The organism is Micromonospora coxensis (assembly GCF_900090295.1).
GTDB classification, from domain to species: domain Bacteria; phylum Actinomycetota; class Actinomycetes; order Mycobacteriales; family Micromonosporaceae; genus Micromonospora; species Micromonospora coxensis.
Map to the genome: position 1 here is coordinate 3586487 of NZ_LT607753.1, position 18537 is coordinate 3605023.

Sequence of the window (18537 nt, forward strand, 5' to 3'; positions counted from 1 at the left end):
AACGTGGCGTTGAGGACGGGTCGGCCGGGATCTCCCGGCCGGCCCGTCGCCACATCCGCCCCGTCTCGTTGAACCCTCGGTACGGCGCTGGTAGACGACCCGCCGCACGGATCGACGACCGAGCGAGGCAGGCGAGACGGATGACGACGATCGGTTCAGACAATCTCACGAACGGCCCGGGCAAGGCGGAACGGTTCGGCGGCAAGTACCGGGGCGCCCGCCGGGACACCGTGCTGACGGAGGTCGTGTCCACCGACACCGAGGTCGGCGGGCGGGACGCCGGCACGGCCGCCCAGGAGCACCCCACCCCGCTGTCGTTGCCCTCGCTCGACCCGAACCCGCTCACCGAGCCGTCGTTCCCGCCCGCCGGCTGGCCGGTCGGGCCGACCGACTCACTGGTCGACCACCCGCTGCTGCGCGGCCTGCTGCTGGAGTTGCCGCCGAAGGGGAGCGTGCCGCCCCCGGGCTGGCTGGACCGGTGGTTCGAGGCGACCCGCGCGATCCTCGAACTGCTATACGTGCAGGGGCCCGGCCGCTCCCGCTGACACCGCCGGGACCGGGACCGCCGGCACCGGGACCATCGACGCGGCGGGCGCCGGCAGCGCCCGCTCGGCGAGCCGGCTGTGCCGCAGCGCGTGGCGTACCCCGATCGCGATGACCACCAGCCCGCCGACCGTGACGGCCGGGCCGGCGCCGGCGGCGAGATCGAGTCCGGCTGCCGCGAGCACGGGCGGCAGCGTGGCCAGGGCGGCCACCTGCACCGGCAGGCCGATCAGCGGGTGCGCCGCGGCGGCCCGCAGGCCGTGCGGCGCCGGGGTACCGGGCGCGGTGGCGAACGTGCGCGCGCCGGCCCGGAGCCGGCGTGCCCGGCGTACCGTGCAGGCCGCCACGACGAGCGCCGGGGCTGCCGCCAGCGTCAGGCCGGCCGCCGCCCGGTCGACCGGCGTGCCTCCGGCGCTGGCCAGGCCGGCCGCCAGCACCGCAGCCGTCAGGCCGAGGCCGGTCAGGGTGAGGGCGAGCAACCATCCGGTACGCCGACGCAGGGCGCGGGCGCGGTCCAGCCGGGGCAGTCCGTCCGCCACGATGCCGGCGGCCAGCCAGAGCACGGCGATCGGGACCAGGGCGGCGAGCTCACTCTCCATGTCGGACAGCCTTGCCCGATTTCGACGTCGACGAATCCAGGATCGCCCCCGGTCCGCCCCCCATCGCCGCCCGTAGGGGTCCATCCTTCCGGTGTTATGGGTAACTCGGCATGTTTGTCGGCCCGTTGTCCCGGTCCTACTCTTGATCGATCGGTGGCCGTCGATCTGCCCGTCGTGGGTGGGTGGACGTCGACCATCGGGTCGAGGGAGGTAGAGGATGGCACTTGCACGCAGGTCCCTACTCGTCGGACTGGCCACGCTGGCCATGGTCGCGACCGCCACGCCGGCGATGGCGGCCGAGCCCGTCGGGACGATCCGTGCCGCGGGCGGCCCCACCGCCGTGGCGGACAGCTACATCGTCGTGTTCAAGGACAGCGCCGTCGCCCGCGCCCGGGTCGGCGACGACGCGCAGCGGCTGGTCGGCCGGCACGGCGGCTCGGTCGCCCGCACGTACGGCGCCGCGCTGCGCGGCTTCGAGGCCCGGGTGGACGCACGGGCCGCCGCCCGGATCGCCGCCGACCCCGCGGTGGCGTACGTGGAGCAGAACCACACCGTCTCGATCGCCGGCACCCAGACGAACCCGCCGTCCTGGGGCCTGGACCGGATCGACCAGCGCAACCTGCCGCTGGACAACTCCTACACGTACCCGAACACGGCGAGCAACGTGCACGCCTACATCATCGACACCGGCATCCGGTTCAGCCACAGCGACTTCGGCGGACGGGCCGTCTCCGGCTACGACGCGGTCGACGGCGGCTCCGCCGACGACTGCAACGGCCACGGCACGCACGTCGCCGGCACCGTCGGCGGCACCGCGTACGGGGTGGCCAAGGGCGTCCGGCTCGTCGGCGTCCGGGTGCTGAACTGCCAGGGCAGCGGCACGAACGCCGGTGTCATCGGCGGCGTCGACTGGGTGACCCAGAACGCCGTCAAGCCGGCCGTGGCGAACATGAGCCTCGGTGGCGGCGCCAACAGCACGCTCGACACCGCCGTGCGCAACTCCATCAACTCCGGCATCACCTACGGCCTGGCGGCCGGGAACGACTCCGGCGGCAACGCCTGCAACACCTCGCCCGCCCGCACCGCCGAGGGCATCACGGTCGGCTCGACCACCAACACCGACGCCCGGTCGTCGTTCTCCAACATCGGCACCTGCCTGGACATCTTCGCCCCCGGCTCGTCGATCACCTCGGCCTGGTACAACAGCGACACCGCGACCAACACCATCAGCGGCACCTCGATGGCGACCCCGCACGTGGTCGGCGCGGCGGCCCTGGTCGCCTCGGCGAACCCGTCGTGGACGGCGCAGCAGGTGCGTGACTACCTGGTCAACAACGCCACCAGCAACGCGGTCGGCAACCCCGGCACCGGCTCGCCGAACAAGCTGCTGTACGTGGTGAACGGCAGCACCCCGCCCCCCACCAACGACTTCTCCGTGTCGGTGTCGCCGACCTCCGGCTCCACCGCGCCGGGCGGCTCGGTCACCGCGACCGTGGCGACCGCCACCACCAACGGCTCGGCCCAGTCGGTGAGCCTCTCCGCCAGCGGGCTGCCCACCGGGGCGACCGCCTCGTTCAACCCGGCCACGGTCACCTCGGGTGGCTCGTCGACGCTGACCATCGCCACCTCGGCGAGCACGCCGTCCGGCACGTACGCGGTCACCGTCACGGGCACCGCGGCCTCCGGCTCGAAGACGGCGACGTACTCGCTGACGGTGACCGGTGGCGGTGGCGGCGGCTGCTCGGGCACCAACGGCACCGACGTGGCGATCCCGGACACCGGCGCCACGGTGAGCAGCGCGATCACGATCGCGAACTGCAACCGGAACGCCTCGGCCAGCTCCACGGTCGCGGTGAACGTCGTGCACACCTACCGCGGTGACCTGGTGGTCGACCTGGTCGCCCCGGACGGCTCGGCGTACCGGCTGAAGAACAGCAGCTTCTGGGACGGCACCGACAACATCAACACCACCTACACCGTCAACCTGTCGGGTGAGGCGGCGAACGGCACCTGGCGACTCCAGGTGCGCGACGTCTACTCCGGCGACACCGGCTACATCAACACCTGGACGCTGACCCTCTGAGGCCCGCGTGACGGCCGAGGCCCTTCCCACCGGTGGTGGGAAGGGCCTCGTGCGCGTCGGGTCAGACGGCGAAGGTCGGCGGGCGCTCGGTCGCCGGGGCGGGCGGCCGGGCCTTCCACAGGCCGGTCTTCTGGCCGGTGAGCCGGGCCAGGTAGGCGGGGTTGAGGATGACGTACCGGCGCCAGAGTCGCTTCGGCTCCAGGCCGAGCCGCCAGAACCACTCCAGCCCGGCCCGCTGCATCCACGGCGGCGGCTGCTTGAGCAGGCCGGCGTGGTAGTCGAAGGCCGCGCCGACCGCCATCAGCGGCATGTCCAGCAGCGGCCGCATGGCGTACGTGAAGACCTCCTGGCGCGGGCAGCCGAGCCCGACCAGCACGAGCCGCGCCCCGCTGGCCTTGATCCGGTCGGCGATCTCGACGTCCTCGCCCGGTCGGACCTCGCGGAACTTGGACGGCTCCACCCCGGCGATCTTGAGGGCCGGGAACATCCGCTCCAGCGCCGGGATCAGCTTCGCCAGGGTCTCCTCGGTCGAGCCGTAGAGGTAGACCGGCAGCCCCTCGTCGGCGAAGCGGCGCAGCACGTGCAGGGTGAGCGTCGGGCCGTAGACCCGGTCCGACAGGCCGGCGTGGTGCAGCAGGTTGAGCGCCCAGCGGACCGGCTGGCCGTCCGGGGTGACCACGTCGAAGGAGTTCAGCCGGGCGTTGTGCGCCGGGTCGAGGACTCCGGTCATCACGCCGTGCACGGCCAGCGCGGTCAGCGCCAGCGGCCGCCGCTCCCGGGCCGCGGCCACCACCTGCTCGGTCGCCGAGGCGTAGTCGGTGGCGTCGACCAGGACGCCGAGGACGTTGCGCTTGCCCGTGGCGGTCATGCTCCCGGCACCCACTTGTCGACGTTGGCCTCGTGGATCTCCCGCATGATCATCGGGACGTCGTAGACCTGCTTCCAGTCCGGGTAGTCGGCCTGGAACGCCTCGTTCGAGCCGACCCACCACTTGTGGTCGCCGACCCGGTTCGCCTCGACGTACTCGGAGATCATCTCCTGGCCGGTGATCTGCTCGGCCAGGGTGATCGCCTCCCGCATGGAGGTGTTGGAGTGCCGGCCGCCGCCCAGGTTGTAGACCGCCGCCGAGCGCGGGTTGCGGAAGAACGCCTCGAACGCCGAGACCACGTCCGAGCTGTGGATCGCATCCCGGACCTGCTTGCCCTGCCAGCCGTAGATCTTGTACGTCCGACGCTCCATGTTGGCGCGCATCACGTACCCGAGGAAGCCGTGCAGCTCGGTGGCGGAGTGCGCCGGGCCGGTCAGCGTGCCGCCCCGGAAGCAGGCGGTGCGCATGTCGAAGTAGCGGCCGTACTCCTGCACCATCACGTCGGCGGCGACCTTGGAGGCGCCGAAGATCGAGTGCAGGGACGAGTCGATCGACATGTCCTCCCGGATGCCCTGCTCGTACGGGTGGCCCGGCTCGATCTCCCAGCGGGTCTCCAGCTCCACGTAGGGGAGGCTGTTCGGCCGGTCGCCGTAGACCTTGTTGGTCGAGCAGTGGATCACCGGCGCCTCGATGCAGTGCTCCCGCACGTTCTGCAGCACGTTGAGGGTGCCGCCGGCGTTGACGTCGAAGTCGGTGAACGGGTCCCGGACCGCCCAGTCGTGCGACGGCTGCGCGGCGGTGTGGATCACCACGGCGATGTCCCGGCCGTACCGGGCGAAGAGCTTCGCCAGCGCGTCCCGGTCGCGGATGTCGATGCTGTGGTGCGAGTACGCCGACCCCAGCTCGTCGGTCAGCCGCCGGACGTTCCACGCGGTCGACGCCTCGGCGCCGAAGAACTCCTGCCGCATGTCGTTGTCGATGCCGACCACGTCCAGGCCGAGACCGGCGAAGTGCCGGACCGCCTCGGAGCCGATCAGACCGCCCGACCCGGTCACGAACGCGACACTCACACGCCACTCCTGGTCAATAGGAGGCTGGGAACCATCGGAGCATAGCGTGACGTCCGGCACGCCCCCGACACGGAGCGAGGGCCCCGCAGCTGCTGCGAGGCCCTCGTCGATCTGGTGGGGATGGGGGGAGTTGAACCCCCACGTCCTTTCGGACACACGGACCTGAACCGTGCGCGTCTGCCATTCCGCCACATCCCCGTGGCTTCGACCTCGAACACTCTAGCCTGTGCCGGCGCCCGCTGTCGCCAGCGATCCGGGACGACCTGAGTGTCCTCCGTCATGCCCCGACCGGCTACGCTCCGTTCAGCGGTCACCGTCGCGGCGGACGAAACAGTAGCACGCCCGGAGCGCCCCCGGAGAACGGGCCGCCACCAGGCCGCCGAGCGGCGCGCGAGCTGCATGCGCCCCGGCCGGATACCATCATGTCCTCGGGACCCGAGGAGGAGCCGGTGAGCGTGCTGCAACGCTTCGAGAAGCGTCTGGAAGGCCTGGTCGAAGGGGCCTTCGCCAAGGTCTTCAAAGGGGTGGTCCACCCCGTGGAGATCCTCAACGCCATGCAGCGGGAGGCCGAGGCGCACAAGGCCATCCTGGCCGGTGGCCGCACGTTGGTGCCCAACCGCTACGTGATCGATCTCTCGCCCTACGACCACAGTCGGCTGGCGCCGTACGCTGCCGCGCTGGCCCAGGAACTGGCCCAGTCGCAGGCGGAGTTCATCGGCGAGCAGGCGTGGACGGTCTACGGCGACGTGATCGTCGAGATCGAACGCGGCGAGGGGCTGGACACCGGCATGTTCCGGGTCACCGCCGAGGTCTACACCGGTGGCGAGGTCGCCCCGGTCTCCGCGCCCGGCGGCTACGACGCCGGCCCGCCGGCCTACCCGGCGTACGACCAGGGTGGCGGCTACGGCCCGCCGCCCGGGCACGGCGGTGGGCGCAACGTCCGGCTGGTCTCCGGCGACGGCCGTACCTACCCGCTCCAGATGGGCTCGACCGTGATCGGCCGCGGCGACCAGGCCAACCTGCGCCTGCCCGACGTCGGCATCTCGCGGCGACACGCCCGGCTGGACTTCGACGGCGGCCAGGTCGTACTGACCGACCTCGGGTCGACCAACGGCACGATGGTCAACGGCCAGCGCGTCTCCGCGGTCGCCCTCAACCCCGGCGACATGATCCAGCTCGGCACCACCACCCTGACCTTCCGCGTGGACGGCTGATCCGCCTTGCCGGAGCTCGTGATCACCGTCGCCCGGTTCGGGTTCCTCATCCTGCTGTGGATCTTCGTGTTCACGGTGGTCGGCGTGATCCGCCGCGACCTCTTCGCAGGAGCCCGGTCGGGCCGGCTGGTGGCCGCGCCACGCGGGGTCGGCGCGTCGACCCAGCAGGCGGGGAAGCCGGCGAAGGTGAAGCGGGGCAGGGCCGCGCACCAGCTGGTGGTCACCGCCGGCCAGCTCGCCGGCACCCGGATCACCCTCGGCGAAGCGCAGATCACCATCGGTCGGGCCGAGGACTCCACCCTCGTGATCACCGACGACTACGCCTCGGCGCGGCACGCCCGGCTCGTGCCGCGCGACGGGCAGTGGTTCGTCGAGGACCTCGGTTCGACTAACGGCACGTACCTGGATCGCGCTAAGGTCTCCGGACCGACCCCCGTCCCCCTCGGCGTGCCGATCCGTATCGGCCGCACTTCCCTCGAATTACGGCCATGACTCTGACCCTGCGCTACGCGGCACACAGCGACCGCGGTCTGATCCGAGACGGAAACCAGGATTCCGTCTACGCCGGACCGCGGCTCCTCGCCGTCGCCGACGGCATGGGCGGCATGGCCGCCGGTGACGTCGCCAGCAACATCGTCATCGGTGCCATGGCACCGCTCGACGAGGACGTCCCCGGGGACGCTCTCGTCGACGCGCTGCGCTCCGCCGTGGGCACCGCCAACCAGCAGCTCCGCGACACCGTGGACGCCAACCCGCAGCTGGAGGGGATGGGCACCACGCTCACCGCGACCCTCTTCTCGGGCAGCAAGCTCGGCATGGTCCACATCGGTGACTCGCGGGCCTACCTCCTGCGCAACGGCGAGTTCGCGCAGATCACCAAGGACGACACCTACGTCCAGATGCTCGTCGACGAGGGACGGATCAGCGCGGAGGAGGCGAGCAGCCACCCCCAGCGCTCGCTGCTCACCCGCGCCCTCGACGGCCGGGACATCGACCCCGAGTACAGCGTCCGGCAGGTGCTCCCCGGCGACCGGTACCTGATCTGCTCCGACGGCCTCTCCGGCGTGGTCAGCGCAGACACCATCGCCGACACGATGCGCGAGTACACCGACCCGCAGCAGTGCGTCGAGCGCCTGGTGCAGCTCGCGCTGCGCGGCGGCGGGCCGGACAACATCACCGTGATCATCGCGGACGCGACCGACCAGGACATCGTCGAGGCCAGCCCGATCGTGGGCGGCGCCGCCTCGCGCGACCGCGGCATGGCCACCTCCGCCGACGTCTCCACCCCGGCGGCCCGGGCCTCGGCGCTCTCGGCCCCGCGCCCGGCGGCGCCCGAGGAGGACCCCGCCGCCGGCCGGGACGACGAGCCGGAGCGGCCCCGCCGCCGGCCGCTGCGCACCGTGGCGATGCTGGTGGCGCTACTGGTCATCCTCGGTGGCGGCCTCTTCGCCGGGTGGAGCTACACCCAGCGGCAGTACTACGTCGGGGCGACCGAACAGGGGCAGCTCGCGGTCTTCCGCGGGGTCCCCGGCCAGGTCGCCGGGCTCGACCTCTCCCAGGTGCACTCGACCAGCCCGGCCAAGCTCGACGACCTCACCCTCGCCGCGCAGGAGCAGGTCAAGCAGGGCATCCAGGCCAAGAGCGAGTCGGACGCGCTGCGCCGGCTGTCCGAGCTGACCAGCGACGACCCGGCCAACCCGAACCTCAAGCCGATCTGCCCGCCGAGCCCGACCGTGGCGGCCACCGCCTCCCCGGTCGCGCCGACCGGCAGCCCGACGGTGGCAGCCACCCCGGCGGGCACCCGCGCCCCGCTGGTCACCGCCGCCCCGGCGCCCACCACCACGCCCGACGCCTCGGCCTCCGACGCGGTCCCGCCGGTCGTGGACCCGGCGGGCTGCCGGTCGCCCGAGTGACCGCCGGCTGAGAGTCCGAGGACCGATCCGTGACCGCAGCCGCCACACCGGCAGCCTCGCCCGCCACGACGGGCGAGCAGCCCGGCGTGCGCCTGGCGCGGTCCCGGCGCAACGCCGAGCTGTCCCTGCTCCTGCTCGCCATGGTGCTGGTGGCGGCGTACGGGGCGATCGTCGAGGCGAACATGCTCGACACGGTCACCCCGGACTTCTGGATGCCGGCCGCCGCGCTGACGCTGGTCTTCGTCGGCATGCACCTGGTGATCCGCTGGCTGGCGCCCTTCGCCGACCCGGCGCTGCTGCCCGCGGTGGCGCTGCTCAACGGCCTCGGGGTGGGCTTCCTGCGCCGGCTCGACCTGGGCAAGGCCGCCCCGGCCGACCGGGAGACGCTGGCCATCTTCGCCGGTACGGGTGGCCGCCAGCTCGCCTGGACGCTCGCCTCGGTGGTGCTCGCCGCCGGGCTGCTCGCCCTGATGCGCGACCACCGCGCGATCTCCCGGTACGCGTACACCCTGGGCCTGGCCGGCATCGTGCTGGTGATGATCCCGGCGGTGCTGCCCGGGCGGTTCTCCGAGATCAACGGCGCGAAGCTCTGGATCCGGGTCGGCGGCTTCAGCATCCAGCCCGGTGAGTTCGCCAAGCTGGCACTGCTGGTCTTCTTCGCGTACTACCTGGTCCGCAAGCGCGAGGTGCTCTCGCTGGCCAGTCGTCGGATCCTCGGCATCGACTTCCCGCGCGGCCGCGACCTCGGCCCGGTGGTCGTGGTCTGGCTGATCAGCCTCCTGGTCCTGGTCTTCGAGAAGGACCTGGGCACCTCGCTGCTCTACTTCGGCATGTTCGTGGTGACGCTCTACATCGCCACCGAGCGGGTCAGTTGGCTGCTGATCGGTCTGGTGCTCTTCTTCGGCGGCGCGTACCTCGCGTACGTGCTGGGCGGGACGATCGGCGGGCCGTTCGCGAACTTCTACACCCGGGCGGAGATCTGGCTGGACCCGTTCGCCGAGCCGTACGACCGGGGTTACCAGCTGGTGCAGGGGCTGCTCGGCCTCGGCAGCGGCGGGCTCTTCGGGACCGGGCCGGGCGCCGGTGAGCCGCTGGAGATCCCGGAGGTGCAGAACGACTTCATCTTCGCCGGCATCGGCGAGGAGATCGGCCTGTTCGGCCTCACCGCGCTGCTCGTGGTCTACCTGCTCGTCGTCGAGCGGGGCCTGCGGGCCGGGCTCGCCGTCCGCGACTCGTTCGGCAAGCTGCTCGCCGGCGGCCTGGCCTTCACCCTCGGGCTCCAGGTCTTCGTGATCATCGGCGGGATCAGCAAGCTCATCCCGCTGACCGGCCAGACCACGCCGTTCCTCTCCGCCGGTGGCTCGTCGCTGATGGCCAACTGGCTGCTCGTCGCGGTGCTGCTGCGGGTCTCCGACGCCGCCCGCCGGCCGGTGACCCAGGGTGGCGGCCCGGCGGCCCGGCCGAGCGGTGGCCCGCCCGAGCAGTTGCACGGTGCCCCCACGGAGGTGATCCGCCCGTGAACGCACCCCTGCGCCGCGTCGGCGTCGTCGTCATGGTCCTGTTCGGCCTGCTCTTCGCCAACCTGAACTGGATCCAGTTCCACAAGGCGGACGAGTACCGCAACAGCGACTACAACGGCCGGGTCCAGGTGGCCGAGTACAAGCGCAAGCGCGGCAACATCGAGGCCGGCGGCACCGCGCTCGCCACCAGCAAGGAGACCAGCGGCAAGCTGAACTACCTGCGCACCTACCCCGGTGGGGCGAAGTACGCGCACGTGCTCGGCTACAAGCCGGTCAATCTCGCCGACACCGGCATCGAGCGGGTCGAGAACGACTTCCTTGCCGGCACCAGCGACGCGCTCTTCGCCAACCGGGTCAAGGACATGTTCACCGGGGACGAGTCGGGTGGCGGCAACGTGCTGCTCACCGTCTCCAAGCGCGCCCAGGACACCGCGTACGAGCAGCTGCGCAACAACGAGAACGGGGTGAAGAAGGGCGCGGCGATCGCCATCGACCCGCGTACCGGGGCGGTGCAGGCGCTCGTCTCGATGCCCAGCTTCGACCCGAACCCGCTGGCCAGCCACGACACCAACGCGGCCACGGCGGCGTACAACGAGCTGGAACAGCGCGCCGACGGCCCGTTGAAGAACCGGGCGCTGTCGGAGGTCCTGCCGCCCGGCTCCACCTTCAAGATCGTGGTGGCGGCGGCGGCCCTGGAGAACGGGGTCGGCAAGGAGACCCAGATCCCGGCCGGGGCGAGCTGGACCCCGCCGACCTCGGGCACCCCGATCAAGAACGCCGCCCCGTCGATCTGCCCGGAGTCGCAGGTCACCCTGATGAACGCGGTCACCGAGTCGTGCAACACCGGCTTCGCCCAGCTCGGCGTGAAGCTCGGCGCGGACACGGTGAAGGAGAAGGCCCGCCAGTTCGGCTTCGAGCAGGACGACCTCACCGTCGGCCAGCTCGGCGAGGACGGCCTGACCGTGGCGCCCAGCCGGACCGGCGCGATGGAGGCCCCGGGCGGCGCGACCGACCCGGCCGCGCTGGCCCAGTCCTCGATCGGGCAGCGGGACGTCAAGATGACCCCGCTGCAGGGCGCGATGATCGCCGGGGCGGTCGCCAACGAGGGCAGGCAGATGCGGCCGTACCTGGTGAAGCAGCTGCTCGGCCCGGACCGCACCACCAGCTACTACAACGCCGACCCGCGCGAGCTGCGCCGGCCGGTCGACCAGCAGGTCGCCGCCCACCTGCGGGACATGATGGTCAGCGTGGTGCGCAACGGCACCGGCCGCAACGCCCAGTTCAGCGGCTACACCGTCGGCGGCAAGACCGGCACCGCGCAGTCCGGCCCGGACACCCCCGACCACGGCTGGTTCATCGGCTTCGCCCTCGACAAGGACGGCAAGGCGGTCTCCGCCGTCTGCGTGGTGCTGGAGGAGGCGGGCAGCGGCGGCAGCGCCGAGGCGGCCCGGATCGGTGGCCAGATCATGCAGGCGGCCGCCGCCGACTCCGGGAGCCGCTGATGCTCTCTCCCGGCGTCCAGCTCGGCAACCGCTACCGCCTCGACGAGCGGATCGCCAGCGGTGGCATGGGCGACGTCTGGCGCGGCACCGACCAGGTGCTCGGCCGTACGGTGGCGGTGAAGAGCCTGCTCCCGGCGCTGCTGGACGAGCCCGGCTTCGCCGAGCGGTTCCGCGGCGAGGCGCGGACCATGGCCACCATCAACCACCCCGGCGTGGTCGACGTCTACGACTTCGGCAGCGACCAGCACATCGCCTTCCTGGTGATGGAGTACGTCGAGGGCGACGCCCTCTCGTCGACGCTGAGCCGGGTCGGGCGGCTCACCCCGGCCCGGACCATGGCGCTCGTCGCGCAGGCCGCCGACGCGCTGCACGCCGCCCACGAGAAGGGCATCGTGCACCGGGACGTCAAGCCGGGCAACCTGCTCGTGCGGCCGAACGGGACGCTGGTGCTGACCGACTTCGGCATCGCCCGCTCCGACCTCGTCGGCCAGCTCACCGCCGCCGGCTCGGTGCTCGGCACCGCCTCGTACATCTCCCCGGAGCAGGCCAGCGGGGCGGTCGCCACGCCCGCCTCCGACGTGTACGCCCTCGGCGTGGTCGCGTACCAGTGCCTGGCCGGCCGCCGCCCGTTCGAGGGGGACAACCCCCTGGAGATCGCCATGAAGCACGTCCGGGAGACGCCCCGGCCGCTGCCCGGCGACATCCCGCCGCAGGTGAAGGCGATCGTCGAGCGGGCGCTGGCGAAGGATCCGAACCATCGATGGCCGAGCGCCGCCGCGCTGGCCTCGATCGCCCGGCAGACCAAGGCCCACCTCTCCCAGCAGGCGCGTACCGGTGGACACGCCGGCCCGGTGTCGGCGGTGCCGGCCTCGCCCGCCGGTCCGGCCGCGCGGGCGCAGGTCTCCGCGGCGCCGGCCTCGCCGGCCGCCCCGGTGGCTCGGGCCCAGGTCCCGGCCACCTCCCGGCAGCCGCCGCCGCAGTCCCGCCCGGCGGCGGCCGGCCAGGCCCGTCCGCCGGTCACCGCACGTCAGCCGCAGCCGCCCGTGGTGGCGCAGCGGCCGCCCGTCCCGGCCGTGCCGCAGGCCCGGCCGCCGATGGGTCCCCGGGGCGCCGCGGCGGTGCCGTCGGCCCCCATCCGCTCCGACCGTCCCGTCGGGTACGCCCGGCAGCCGGTCCCGACCCCCGTTCCGGCGCGTCGTTCCAGGTCAGGCGCGGTGACGGTCGCCATCCTGCTGGCCGTACTGGTTCTGGTCTGCTCCGGCGTGATTTCCTACAAGGCGCGGAGGGGCGACTTCGGCGCGCCCGTTCCGCCGAATGTGACGGCCGGCGCGCTGAGCGCCGACGGACGCGACGATCCGGCCGGAACGTCGTACCGTCGGACGGAGTGGCTCCGACCGGGTGGCGGCGAGACGACGACGAGCGAAGGACGACGAACGCGATGACAGCCCAGGCCCGCCTGCTCGGTGGCAGGTACCAGGTCGGCGAGCTGCTCGGCTACGGCGGCATGGCGGAGGTGCACCGCGGACGTGACCTCCGGCTGGGCCGGGACGTCGCGATCAAGATGCTCCGCGCCGACCTGGCCCGGGACGCCACCTTCCAGATGCGGTTCCGCCGTGAGGCGCAGAACGCCGCGTCGCTGAACCACCCGGCGATCGTCGCCGTCTACGACACGGGCGAGGAGACCGCGCCGACCGGCGAGACGCTCCCGTTCATCGTGATGGAGTTCGTGAACGGGCGGACGCTGAAGGAGGTCCTCGGCGTCGAGGGGCGGCTCCAGCCGCGCCGGGCGCTGGAGATCTGCGCCGACATGTGCGCGGCGCTGGAGTTCAGCCACCGGCACGGGATCATCCACCGGGACATCAAGCCCGGCAACGTGATGCTCACCCAGACCGGCCAGGTCAAGGTGATGGACTTCGGCATCGCTCGGGCGCTGGCCAGCGGCGCCACCACGATGACCCAGACCAGCGCCGTCATCGGCACCGCGCAGTACCTCTCCCCGGAGCAGGCGCGCGGTGAGGCCGTGGACGCCCGCTCCGACGTGTACGCCGGCGGCTGCGTGCTCTTCGAGCTGCTCTGCGGGCACCCGCCGTTCGTCGGGGACAGCCCGGTCAGCGTCGCCTACCAGCACGTCCGGGAGGCCCCGCCGACGCCGAGCGACATCAACCCGGACGTCACCCCGGCGATCGACGCGATCGTGCTCAAGGCGCTGTCCAAGAACCCGCTGAACCGCTACCAGAGCGCCGGCGAGATGCGCGCCGACCTGCTCCGGGCCGCCGCCGGCCGGCCGGTGCTGGCCACCCCGGTCATGCCGCAGGACGAGACGGCGCAGATGGGTCCGGCCGTCGCGGCCGGGTACCCGACCCAGGTGGTCGGCGCGCCCGCCACCCGGCAGATCCCGGCCCGGGTCGGAGACCCGCAGCGACGCAAGAGTTCGTCCTGGGTGATCGCCGCGTTCGCGGCGCTCGGCGTGCTCGCGGTGATCGCCCTGGTGGCGGCACTGCTGATGCAGCCGGACGACCCGGAGACGGTCCAGGTCCCGAACCTCGCGGGCCAGGACCAGGCGGCCGCGTTCGCGGAGATCCAGAAGGCCGGCCTGGTGCCGGTGGCGGGCGACCAGGTCTTCAACGCCACCTGCAAGAAGGGCACGGTCGCCGACCAGAGCCCGCCCGCCGGCAGCAGCCTGGAACCGAACCGGCAGGTGACCGTCAACATCTGCGGCGGCCCCGCCACCAAGGCCGTCCCGTCCGGCCTGGTCGGCGGCACCTACGAGAGCGTCAAGCAGACACTCGAGGGCCAGGGTTTCCGGGTGAAGCGCGAGACGGCGAACAGCGAGCAGGGCAAGGACATCGTCATCAAGGTGGACCCGCAGTCCGGTACGAAGGTCGCCGAGGGCGCGGAGATCACGGTGACCGTCTCGCTCGGCAACATCCGCGAGGTCCCCCGGGTCATCGGCCTGCCGCAGGACCAGGCCGAGGAGGAGCTGGAGGACGCCGGCTACCGGGTGCGGGTGATCGACGGCGACGAGGTGCCGGCCTCCGAGGTGGGCAAGGTGACCGGGCAGAACCCCGAGCCGGGCAGTCAGCTCGCCAAGGGCAAGACGGTCACCATCGAGATCGGCATCGCCGCGCCGACCGAGCAGCCGAGCGCGCCGGCGACCGGCACCCCGACGGCCACCCCGACGACGCCGGGCGGCGGTGGGGGCCTGCCGTTCCCGACGCCCCCGGACCGACTCAACGAGGACTGAGCCGGCTACGGCACTGACGGCAGAGGCCCGGTCCGCCTGGACCGGGCCTCTGCCGTCGGAAGACGGGGGTCAGGCGTCGGCGAAGGCGGCCCGCCGCCGCGCGTCCACCTCGGCGGCCAGCTCGGGAGCCCGCTCCAGCGCCTCGGTGTGGCCGCACGCGGCCAGCCAGTTCGCCAGCATCAGGTGGCCGCCCTCGGTGAGCACCGACTCCGGGTGGAACTGGACGCCCTCGATCGGCAGCGTGCGGTGCCGCATCGCCATCACCACACCGGACGCGGTCCAGCCGGTGACCTCCAGCTCCTCCGGCAGCGTCTCGGGAAGCACGGCGAGCGAGTGGTAGCGGGTCGCGGTGAACGGGTCGGGCAGGCCGGCCAGCACCCCGACGTCGTGGTGGCGCACCTCGGAGGTCTTGCCGTGCAGCAGTTCGGGGGCGCGGGCCACGGTGGCGCCGAACGCCTCGCCGATGGCCTGGTGGCCCAGGCAGACGCCGAAGATGGGCAGCTCACCGGCGTACCGCCGGATCACGTCGAGGCAGATGCCGGCGCGGTCGGGGCTGCCCGGCCCGGGCGAGAGCAGGACGCCCGCCGCGCCGAACCGGCCGACCTCGGCGACGTCGATCTCGTCGTTGCGGCGTACCTCGCAGTCGACGCCGAGCTGGCCGAGGTACTGCACGAGGTTGAACACGAACGAGTCGTAGTTGTCGATGACCAGGACACGCATGGGGCTCACTCGTCCGGAGAGGGGGGCGGGGTGTTGTTCTGTTCGGTGTCGTACGGCAGGTCGTGCTCGTCGCCGGCGGGCTCGCCCCCGGCCGGGCCGGGTACGCCGCCGTCGTCGCCGGGCACGCCCTGGTCCTCCTGGGTGACCTGCACGTCGTCGAAGGGGGTGACCAGGGGCTCGGCCCAGGGGAAGACCACGTACCAGAGCAGGGCGACGGCGGCGGCGGCGATCAGCACCGAGCCGGTGAGCTTGCCGGCCAGGCCGAAGGGCAGCTTGCGCCAGATCCACGCGTACACGGTCAGCCTCCCAGCGCCCGGGGTCGACCCTCGGACTTGGGCATGGTCTCCGCCAGTTCGGCGTGGACGATCAGCCGCTGGTAGTTGTCGAACTTCGGGTTGCAGGTGGTCAGGGTGAGCAGCTTCCTGCCCTTCTCGCCGGCCTTGAGCGGGAGCGGCTGCGGCGACACCACCTCGACCTGGTCCGGCCGGACGATGTGGCTCTTGACGACCTTGTAGACGTACCAGGTGTCCTTGGTCTCGGCCACGATCTCGTCGCCGTCGTTCAGCTCGTCCAGCCGCCAGAAGGTGGCCCGGTTGCGGTGCCCGGCGACGGAGAAGTTGCCGACCTGGCCGGGCATGGCGCTCTTCGGGTAGTGACCGGGGGCGTACCGGATGTCCTTCTGGCTGACGCCCTCCACCACGATCCAGTTCTTGTCGAGCCTGGGGATGTAGAGCCCGGCGATCGGCCTGCCCTGCACCGGCGGCTTCGGCTTGGCGGTGGGGCCGCCGCTCGGCCCGGCGCTGGGCGCGACGGTCGGGTCGCCGCTCGGCCCCCATTCCTGGGCGAGTTGGCTGCTCAGATCCCCCTGGTGGGCGTCGACGATGGCCGACTTGCCCCAGATCTCGTACCCGGCGAAGAGGAGCACCACCAGGCCGAAGGTGATCAGGAGTTCACCGCTGACCCGGACGCCGGTGCGCAGCCGGGAGGTGAAGGAGGGGCGGGTCAGCTCGGAGTAGACGCTCTTGTAGCCCTCGCCGGTCTGCTCCGGGCGCAACTGCACCACCCGCTCGCCGCGGCGGGGCTGCGGCGGCTCCGTGGCGGGGGCCTGGTCGGCCGCGCGGACGTGCTCGGGGACCGGGGGGACCGCGCCCATCAGCGCCGTCGAGTCCAGCGGCGGCCGGGCGGTGACCGCCGGGATGACCGCGGTGGCCGCCGGGTCGGCGGCCCGCTCCGGTCCGCCGTCGCGGACGGTCGCGTCCGACCGTCCTGGCCCGCGCGGGCCGATCTCGTTCGCCGGTACGCCGGGCTGTCCGGTGGTGCCGCCGGTCGTCGACTGCCGGGCGGTGCGCCCCTCGACGGGGGACTGTGCGGCGGCAGCCGCGTCGGGCCGGGTGGCGGGGCGCTCCGGGGCCCGGTGGGCGACGGTGGGGAGGAACGCGGTCGGCGCCTCCGTGGGAGCCGGTGGGCGTACCCCTGCCGGCGGCTGCGGCCCGACGGGGCGGGCCGGTCCGGACGGCGCTCCGGTGGGCCGCTGCGGGTCGACGGGTGGCGGCCGGTGGGCCACGGGCGGTGCGGTCGGCGGGTCGACCCGCCGGTCCTCACCGCTGCCGGGCCAGGCGGGCGGGGCCGGCTGGACCCGGCCGCCGGTGGGGAGCGTCGGGGCGTCGATCGGCGGGCGGGCCGGCGGGGGGCCGTCGACGGGCGGGGGCGGGCCGGGACGGGCGGGCTCGACCGGCCGGGTCACCGGCCGGTTGGCGGGGCCGGCGGGCGGCGCGGTGTGTGCCGGGGGTCGGTTGGTCGAGGAGCGCGGCGGCAGGACCGGGTCGGGCCACGGATCGGGACGCGCGGGTGCCTGCGGCGTGGAGCGGTCGACCGTGGGGATGAAGGCGGTCGGGTCGTCGCTCCGGTCGCGGTGGCGCGGGTCCCGTCCGTCCGAGGTCATCGCGGTACCGTCGCCGACCGCAGCGCGGTCGAGTCCTCGAAGGCGGGCACGCTGACGGTCGACACCTGCTCGGAGTACCCGAGCTGGTAGTGCTCGACCGCCTGCTTGAACAACCGGACTCCCTCGGAACCGGCGAGGGCCTGCTGGAGCGCGGCCGGATCGCCGATTGCTACGATCTTGAACGGTGGGGAGTACACCCGGCCGTGCAGCAGCAGGGTGTTACCCACGCAGCGTACCGCGCTGGTGGTGAGCACGCGGACGTTCATGATTGACATGGCCTCCGCGCCGCCGGCCCAGAGCGCGTTCACGACCGCCTGGACGTCCCCCTGGTGGACGACCAGGTCGTCGTTGGTGGCACCTTTCGGCAGCGTCCCGTCGCTGCGCCGGGCCGCGTCGTCCAGCTCGACGGTCACCCCGGGGCCGGTGAGGGCGGTGAAGCCGGCGGACAGCTCGCTGGCCCGGGCCCGGTCCCGCTCCGCGGAGATCGGTCCGTCGGTGTCGGCCAGCGCGGCGGTCTGGCTCTCGACCTCGGCGCGCAGCCGGGCGGCGCGCAGCTCGCTGGCCGCGACGCGCTCGCGGCGGTCCTCGATGAGCTGGGTCAGCTCGGGACGGCGGTCCTCCCGCAGGGCGGTGCCGCCGGCGGTGGTGGCGGTGGTGGTGAAGAGCAGCCCGGCCGCGGCGGCGATCAGCGGCACACCGATCGACCAGCCGGGTCGACGCTGCCGTGGACGCCGTGGCAGGAGCGCGGCGACGGCGCGTCGCATGGCCTTCTGCCAGGACGCCGCGCCGGATGTGTACTCCACCGAGCGTTCCTTCCGCCTCGTCTGGTTCGCCCCGTCGCGGCGCGGGCCGGCGGGCCCGTCCCGGGGCGGTTCCCCATTTTTCGGTCACTGCGCGCACCGGTCTGACCCCATTCGTGGATCAGACGGCCCGTCCGGACTACGCTAGCTGTCGACATTATTGGCCATGGACCGTCGCCCCCGCGCCCGGTTGTCAGGCCGGACGAGGTCGTCACCCCCTCTGGAGAGCGTCGTGCCCAAGTCTCAGGTCCGTAAGAAGAAGGTGTACACCCCGCCGACGGACGTGCGTCCGACGGCGACGGCGGCGACGCGCAAGCCTAGCCCGGTGTGGCTGCCGGTCACGGCGGTCACGCTGATCGTGGCCGGCATCGGCTGGCTGGTCGTCTACTACCTCTCCGAGCAGGAGTACCCGGTCGCCTCCTGGGGCTACTGGAACCTGGCGGTCGGCTTCGGCGCGATGGTCGCCTCGCTGATCGTCCTCTCCCGCTGGCGCTGAGCGCGGGCCGCCCCGGTGGCGGC

General features: G+C 72.9%; 17 protein-coding genes and 1 tRNA gene. 10 read left to right on the forward strand and 8 right to left on the reverse strand.

Going from position 1 to position 18537, the window contains the following annotated elements; translation table 11 throughout:
• Window positions 1–140: 140 nt before the first annotated feature.
• Entirely contained in the window at window positions 141–545 is a 405-nt protein-coding gene (locus tag GA0070614_RS16235) for a hypothetical protein (RefSeq protein ID WP_088976754.1), read from the forward strand.
• Here the strand turns inward: GA0070614_RS16235 and GA0070614_RS16240 are convergent.
• Window positions 513–1142 (reverse strand): hypothetical protein, encoded by a 630-nt coding sequence (locus GA0070614_RS16240; RefSeq protein WP_231933302.1) that lies wholly within the window; start codon window positions 1140–1142, stop codon window positions 513–515. The two genes, GA0070614_RS16235 and GA0070614_RS16240, sit on opposite strands and share 33 nt — an antisense overlap.
• 217 nt (window positions 1143–1359) lie before the next feature.
• Here GA0070614_RS16240 and GA0070614_RS16245 point away from each other — a divergent pair, with 217 nt between their 5' ends.
• Window positions 1360–3225: a S8 family peptidase gene (locus GA0070614_RS16245; protein ID WP_088976755.1), complete on the forward strand. Its 1866-nt coding sequence runs from the start codon at window positions 1360–1362 to the stop codon at window positions 3223–3225.
• 61 nt (window positions 3226–3286) lie between these two features.
• Here GA0070614_RS16245 and GA0070614_RS16250 read toward each other — a convergent pair whose 3' ends face one another.
• From GA0070614_RS16250 to GA0070614_RS16260, 3 genes are all read right to left on the reverse strand, one after another.
• The gene (locus tag GA0070614_RS16250; protein ID WP_088976756.1) at window positions 3287–4093 is read right to left on the reverse strand and encodes a WecB/TagA/CpsF family glycosyltransferase; all 807 of its coding nucleotides are present in this window, start codon (window positions 4091–4093) and stop codon (window positions 3287–3289) included.
• Entirely contained in the window at window positions 4090–5163 is a 1074-nt protein-coding gene (locus tag GA0070614_RS16255; RefSeq protein WP_088976757.1) for an NAD-dependent epimerase/dehydratase family protein, read from the reverse strand. Before GA0070614_RS16255 ends, GA0070614_RS16250 begins: the two co-directional genes overlap by 4 nt.
• Window positions 5164–5275: 112 nt before the next feature.
• Window positions 5276–5361: transfer RNA gene (locus GA0070614_RS16260), tRNA-Leu, on the reverse strand.
• 224 nt (window positions 5362–5585) lie between these two features.
• Here GA0070614_RS16260 and GA0070614_RS16265 point away from each other — a divergent pair.
• Genes GA0070614_RS16265 through pknB form a run of 7 tightly spaced genes read left to right on the forward strand, consistent with a single transcriptional unit; the run spans window position 5586 to window position 14556 of the window.
• Window positions 5586–6377, forward strand: coding sequence for an FhaA domain-containing protein (locus tag GA0070614_RS16265; protein ID WP_088976758.1), 792 nt, complete (start codon window positions 5586–5588; stop codon window positions 6375–6377).
• Between the two features lie 6 nt (window positions 6378–6383).
• Window positions 6384–6869 (forward strand): FHA domain-containing protein FhaB/FipA, encoded by a 486-nt coding sequence (locus GA0070614_RS16270; RefSeq protein ID WP_088976759.1) that lies wholly within the window; start codon window positions 6384–6386, stop codon window positions 6867–6869.
• Window positions 6866–8290 (forward strand): protein phosphatase 2C domain-containing protein, encoded by a 1425-nt coding sequence (locus GA0070614_RS16275; protein ID WP_088976760.1) that lies wholly within the window; start codon window positions 6866–6868, stop codon window positions 8288–8290. Before GA0070614_RS16270 ends, GA0070614_RS16275 begins: the two co-directional genes overlap by 4 nt.
• Before the next feature lie 29 nt (window positions 8291–8319).
• Window positions 8320–9810 carry an FtsW/RodA/SpoVE family cell cycle protein gene (locus GA0070614_RS16280; protein ID WP_088976761.1) on the forward strand — a complete coding sequence of 497 codons (1491 nt, stop codon included), beginning with the start codon at window positions 8320–8322 and terminating at the stop codon, window positions 9808–9810.
• Window positions 9807–11312: a peptidoglycan D,D-transpeptidase FtsI family protein gene (locus GA0070614_RS16285; protein ID WP_088976762.1), complete on the forward strand. Its 1506-nt coding sequence runs from the start codon at window positions 9807–9809 to the stop codon at window positions 11310–11312. Before GA0070614_RS16280 ends, GA0070614_RS16285 begins: the two co-directional genes overlap by 4 nt.
• Window positions 11312–12754, forward strand: a complete 1443-nt coding sequence (locus tag GA0070614_RS16290) for a serine/threonine-protein kinase (protein ID WP_088976763.1) — start codon at window positions 11312–11314, stop codon at window positions 12752–12754. Before GA0070614_RS16285 ends, GA0070614_RS16290 begins: the two co-directional genes overlap by 1 nt.
• The gene (gene pknB / locus GA0070614_RS16295) at window positions 12751–14556 is read left to right on the forward strand and encodes a Stk1 family PASTA domain-containing Ser/Thr kinase (protein WP_088976764.1); all 1806 of its coding nucleotides are present in this window, start codon (window positions 12751–12753) and stop codon (window positions 14554–14556) included. Before GA0070614_RS16290 ends, pknB begins: the two co-directional genes overlap by 4 nt.
• A 69-nt stretch (window positions 14557–14625) precedes the next feature.
• Here pknB and GA0070614_RS16300 read toward each other — a convergent pair whose 3' ends face one another.
• The 4 genes from GA0070614_RS16300 to GA0070614_RS16315 are packed head-to-tail and all read right to left on the reverse strand — an operon-like array spanning window position 14626 to window position 18021.
• Complete coding sequence (locus GA0070614_RS16300) at window positions 14626–15276, reverse strand: aminodeoxychorismate/anthranilate synthase component II (protein WP_088976765.1); 651 nt, start codon at window positions 15274–15276, stop codon at window positions 14626–14628.
• Window positions 15277–15281: 5 nt separating this feature from the next.
• Window positions 15282–15572: a hypothetical protein gene (locus tag GA0070614_RS16305; protein WP_088976766.1), complete on the reverse strand. Its 291-nt coding sequence runs from the start codon at window positions 15570–15572 to the stop codon at window positions 15282–15284.
• A gap of 2 nt (window positions 15573–15574) precedes the next feature.
• The gene (locus tag GA0070614_RS16310; RefSeq protein WP_088976767.1) at window positions 15575–17218 is read right to left on the reverse strand and encodes a class E sortase; all 1644 of its coding nucleotides are present in this window, start codon (window positions 17216–17218) and stop codon (window positions 15575–15577) included.
• Window positions 17215–18021 carry a DUF881 domain-containing protein gene (locus GA0070614_RS16315; RefSeq protein ID WP_088976768.1) on the reverse strand — a complete coding sequence of 269 codons (807 nt, stop codon included), beginning with the start codon at window positions 18019–18021 and terminating at the stop codon, window positions 17215–17217. The genes GA0070614_RS16310 and GA0070614_RS16315 overlap by 4 nt, the downstream gene beginning before the upstream one ends.
• A 229-nt stretch (window positions 18022–18250) precedes the next feature.
• Here GA0070614_RS16315 and GA0070614_RS16320 point away from each other — a divergent pair, with 229 nt between their 5' ends.
• Window positions 18251–18514, forward strand: a complete 264-nt coding sequence (locus tag GA0070614_RS16320; protein ID WP_088976769.1) for a cell division protein CrgA — start codon at window positions 18251–18253, stop codon at window positions 18512–18514.
• Window positions 18515–18537: the final 23 nt, after the last annotated feature.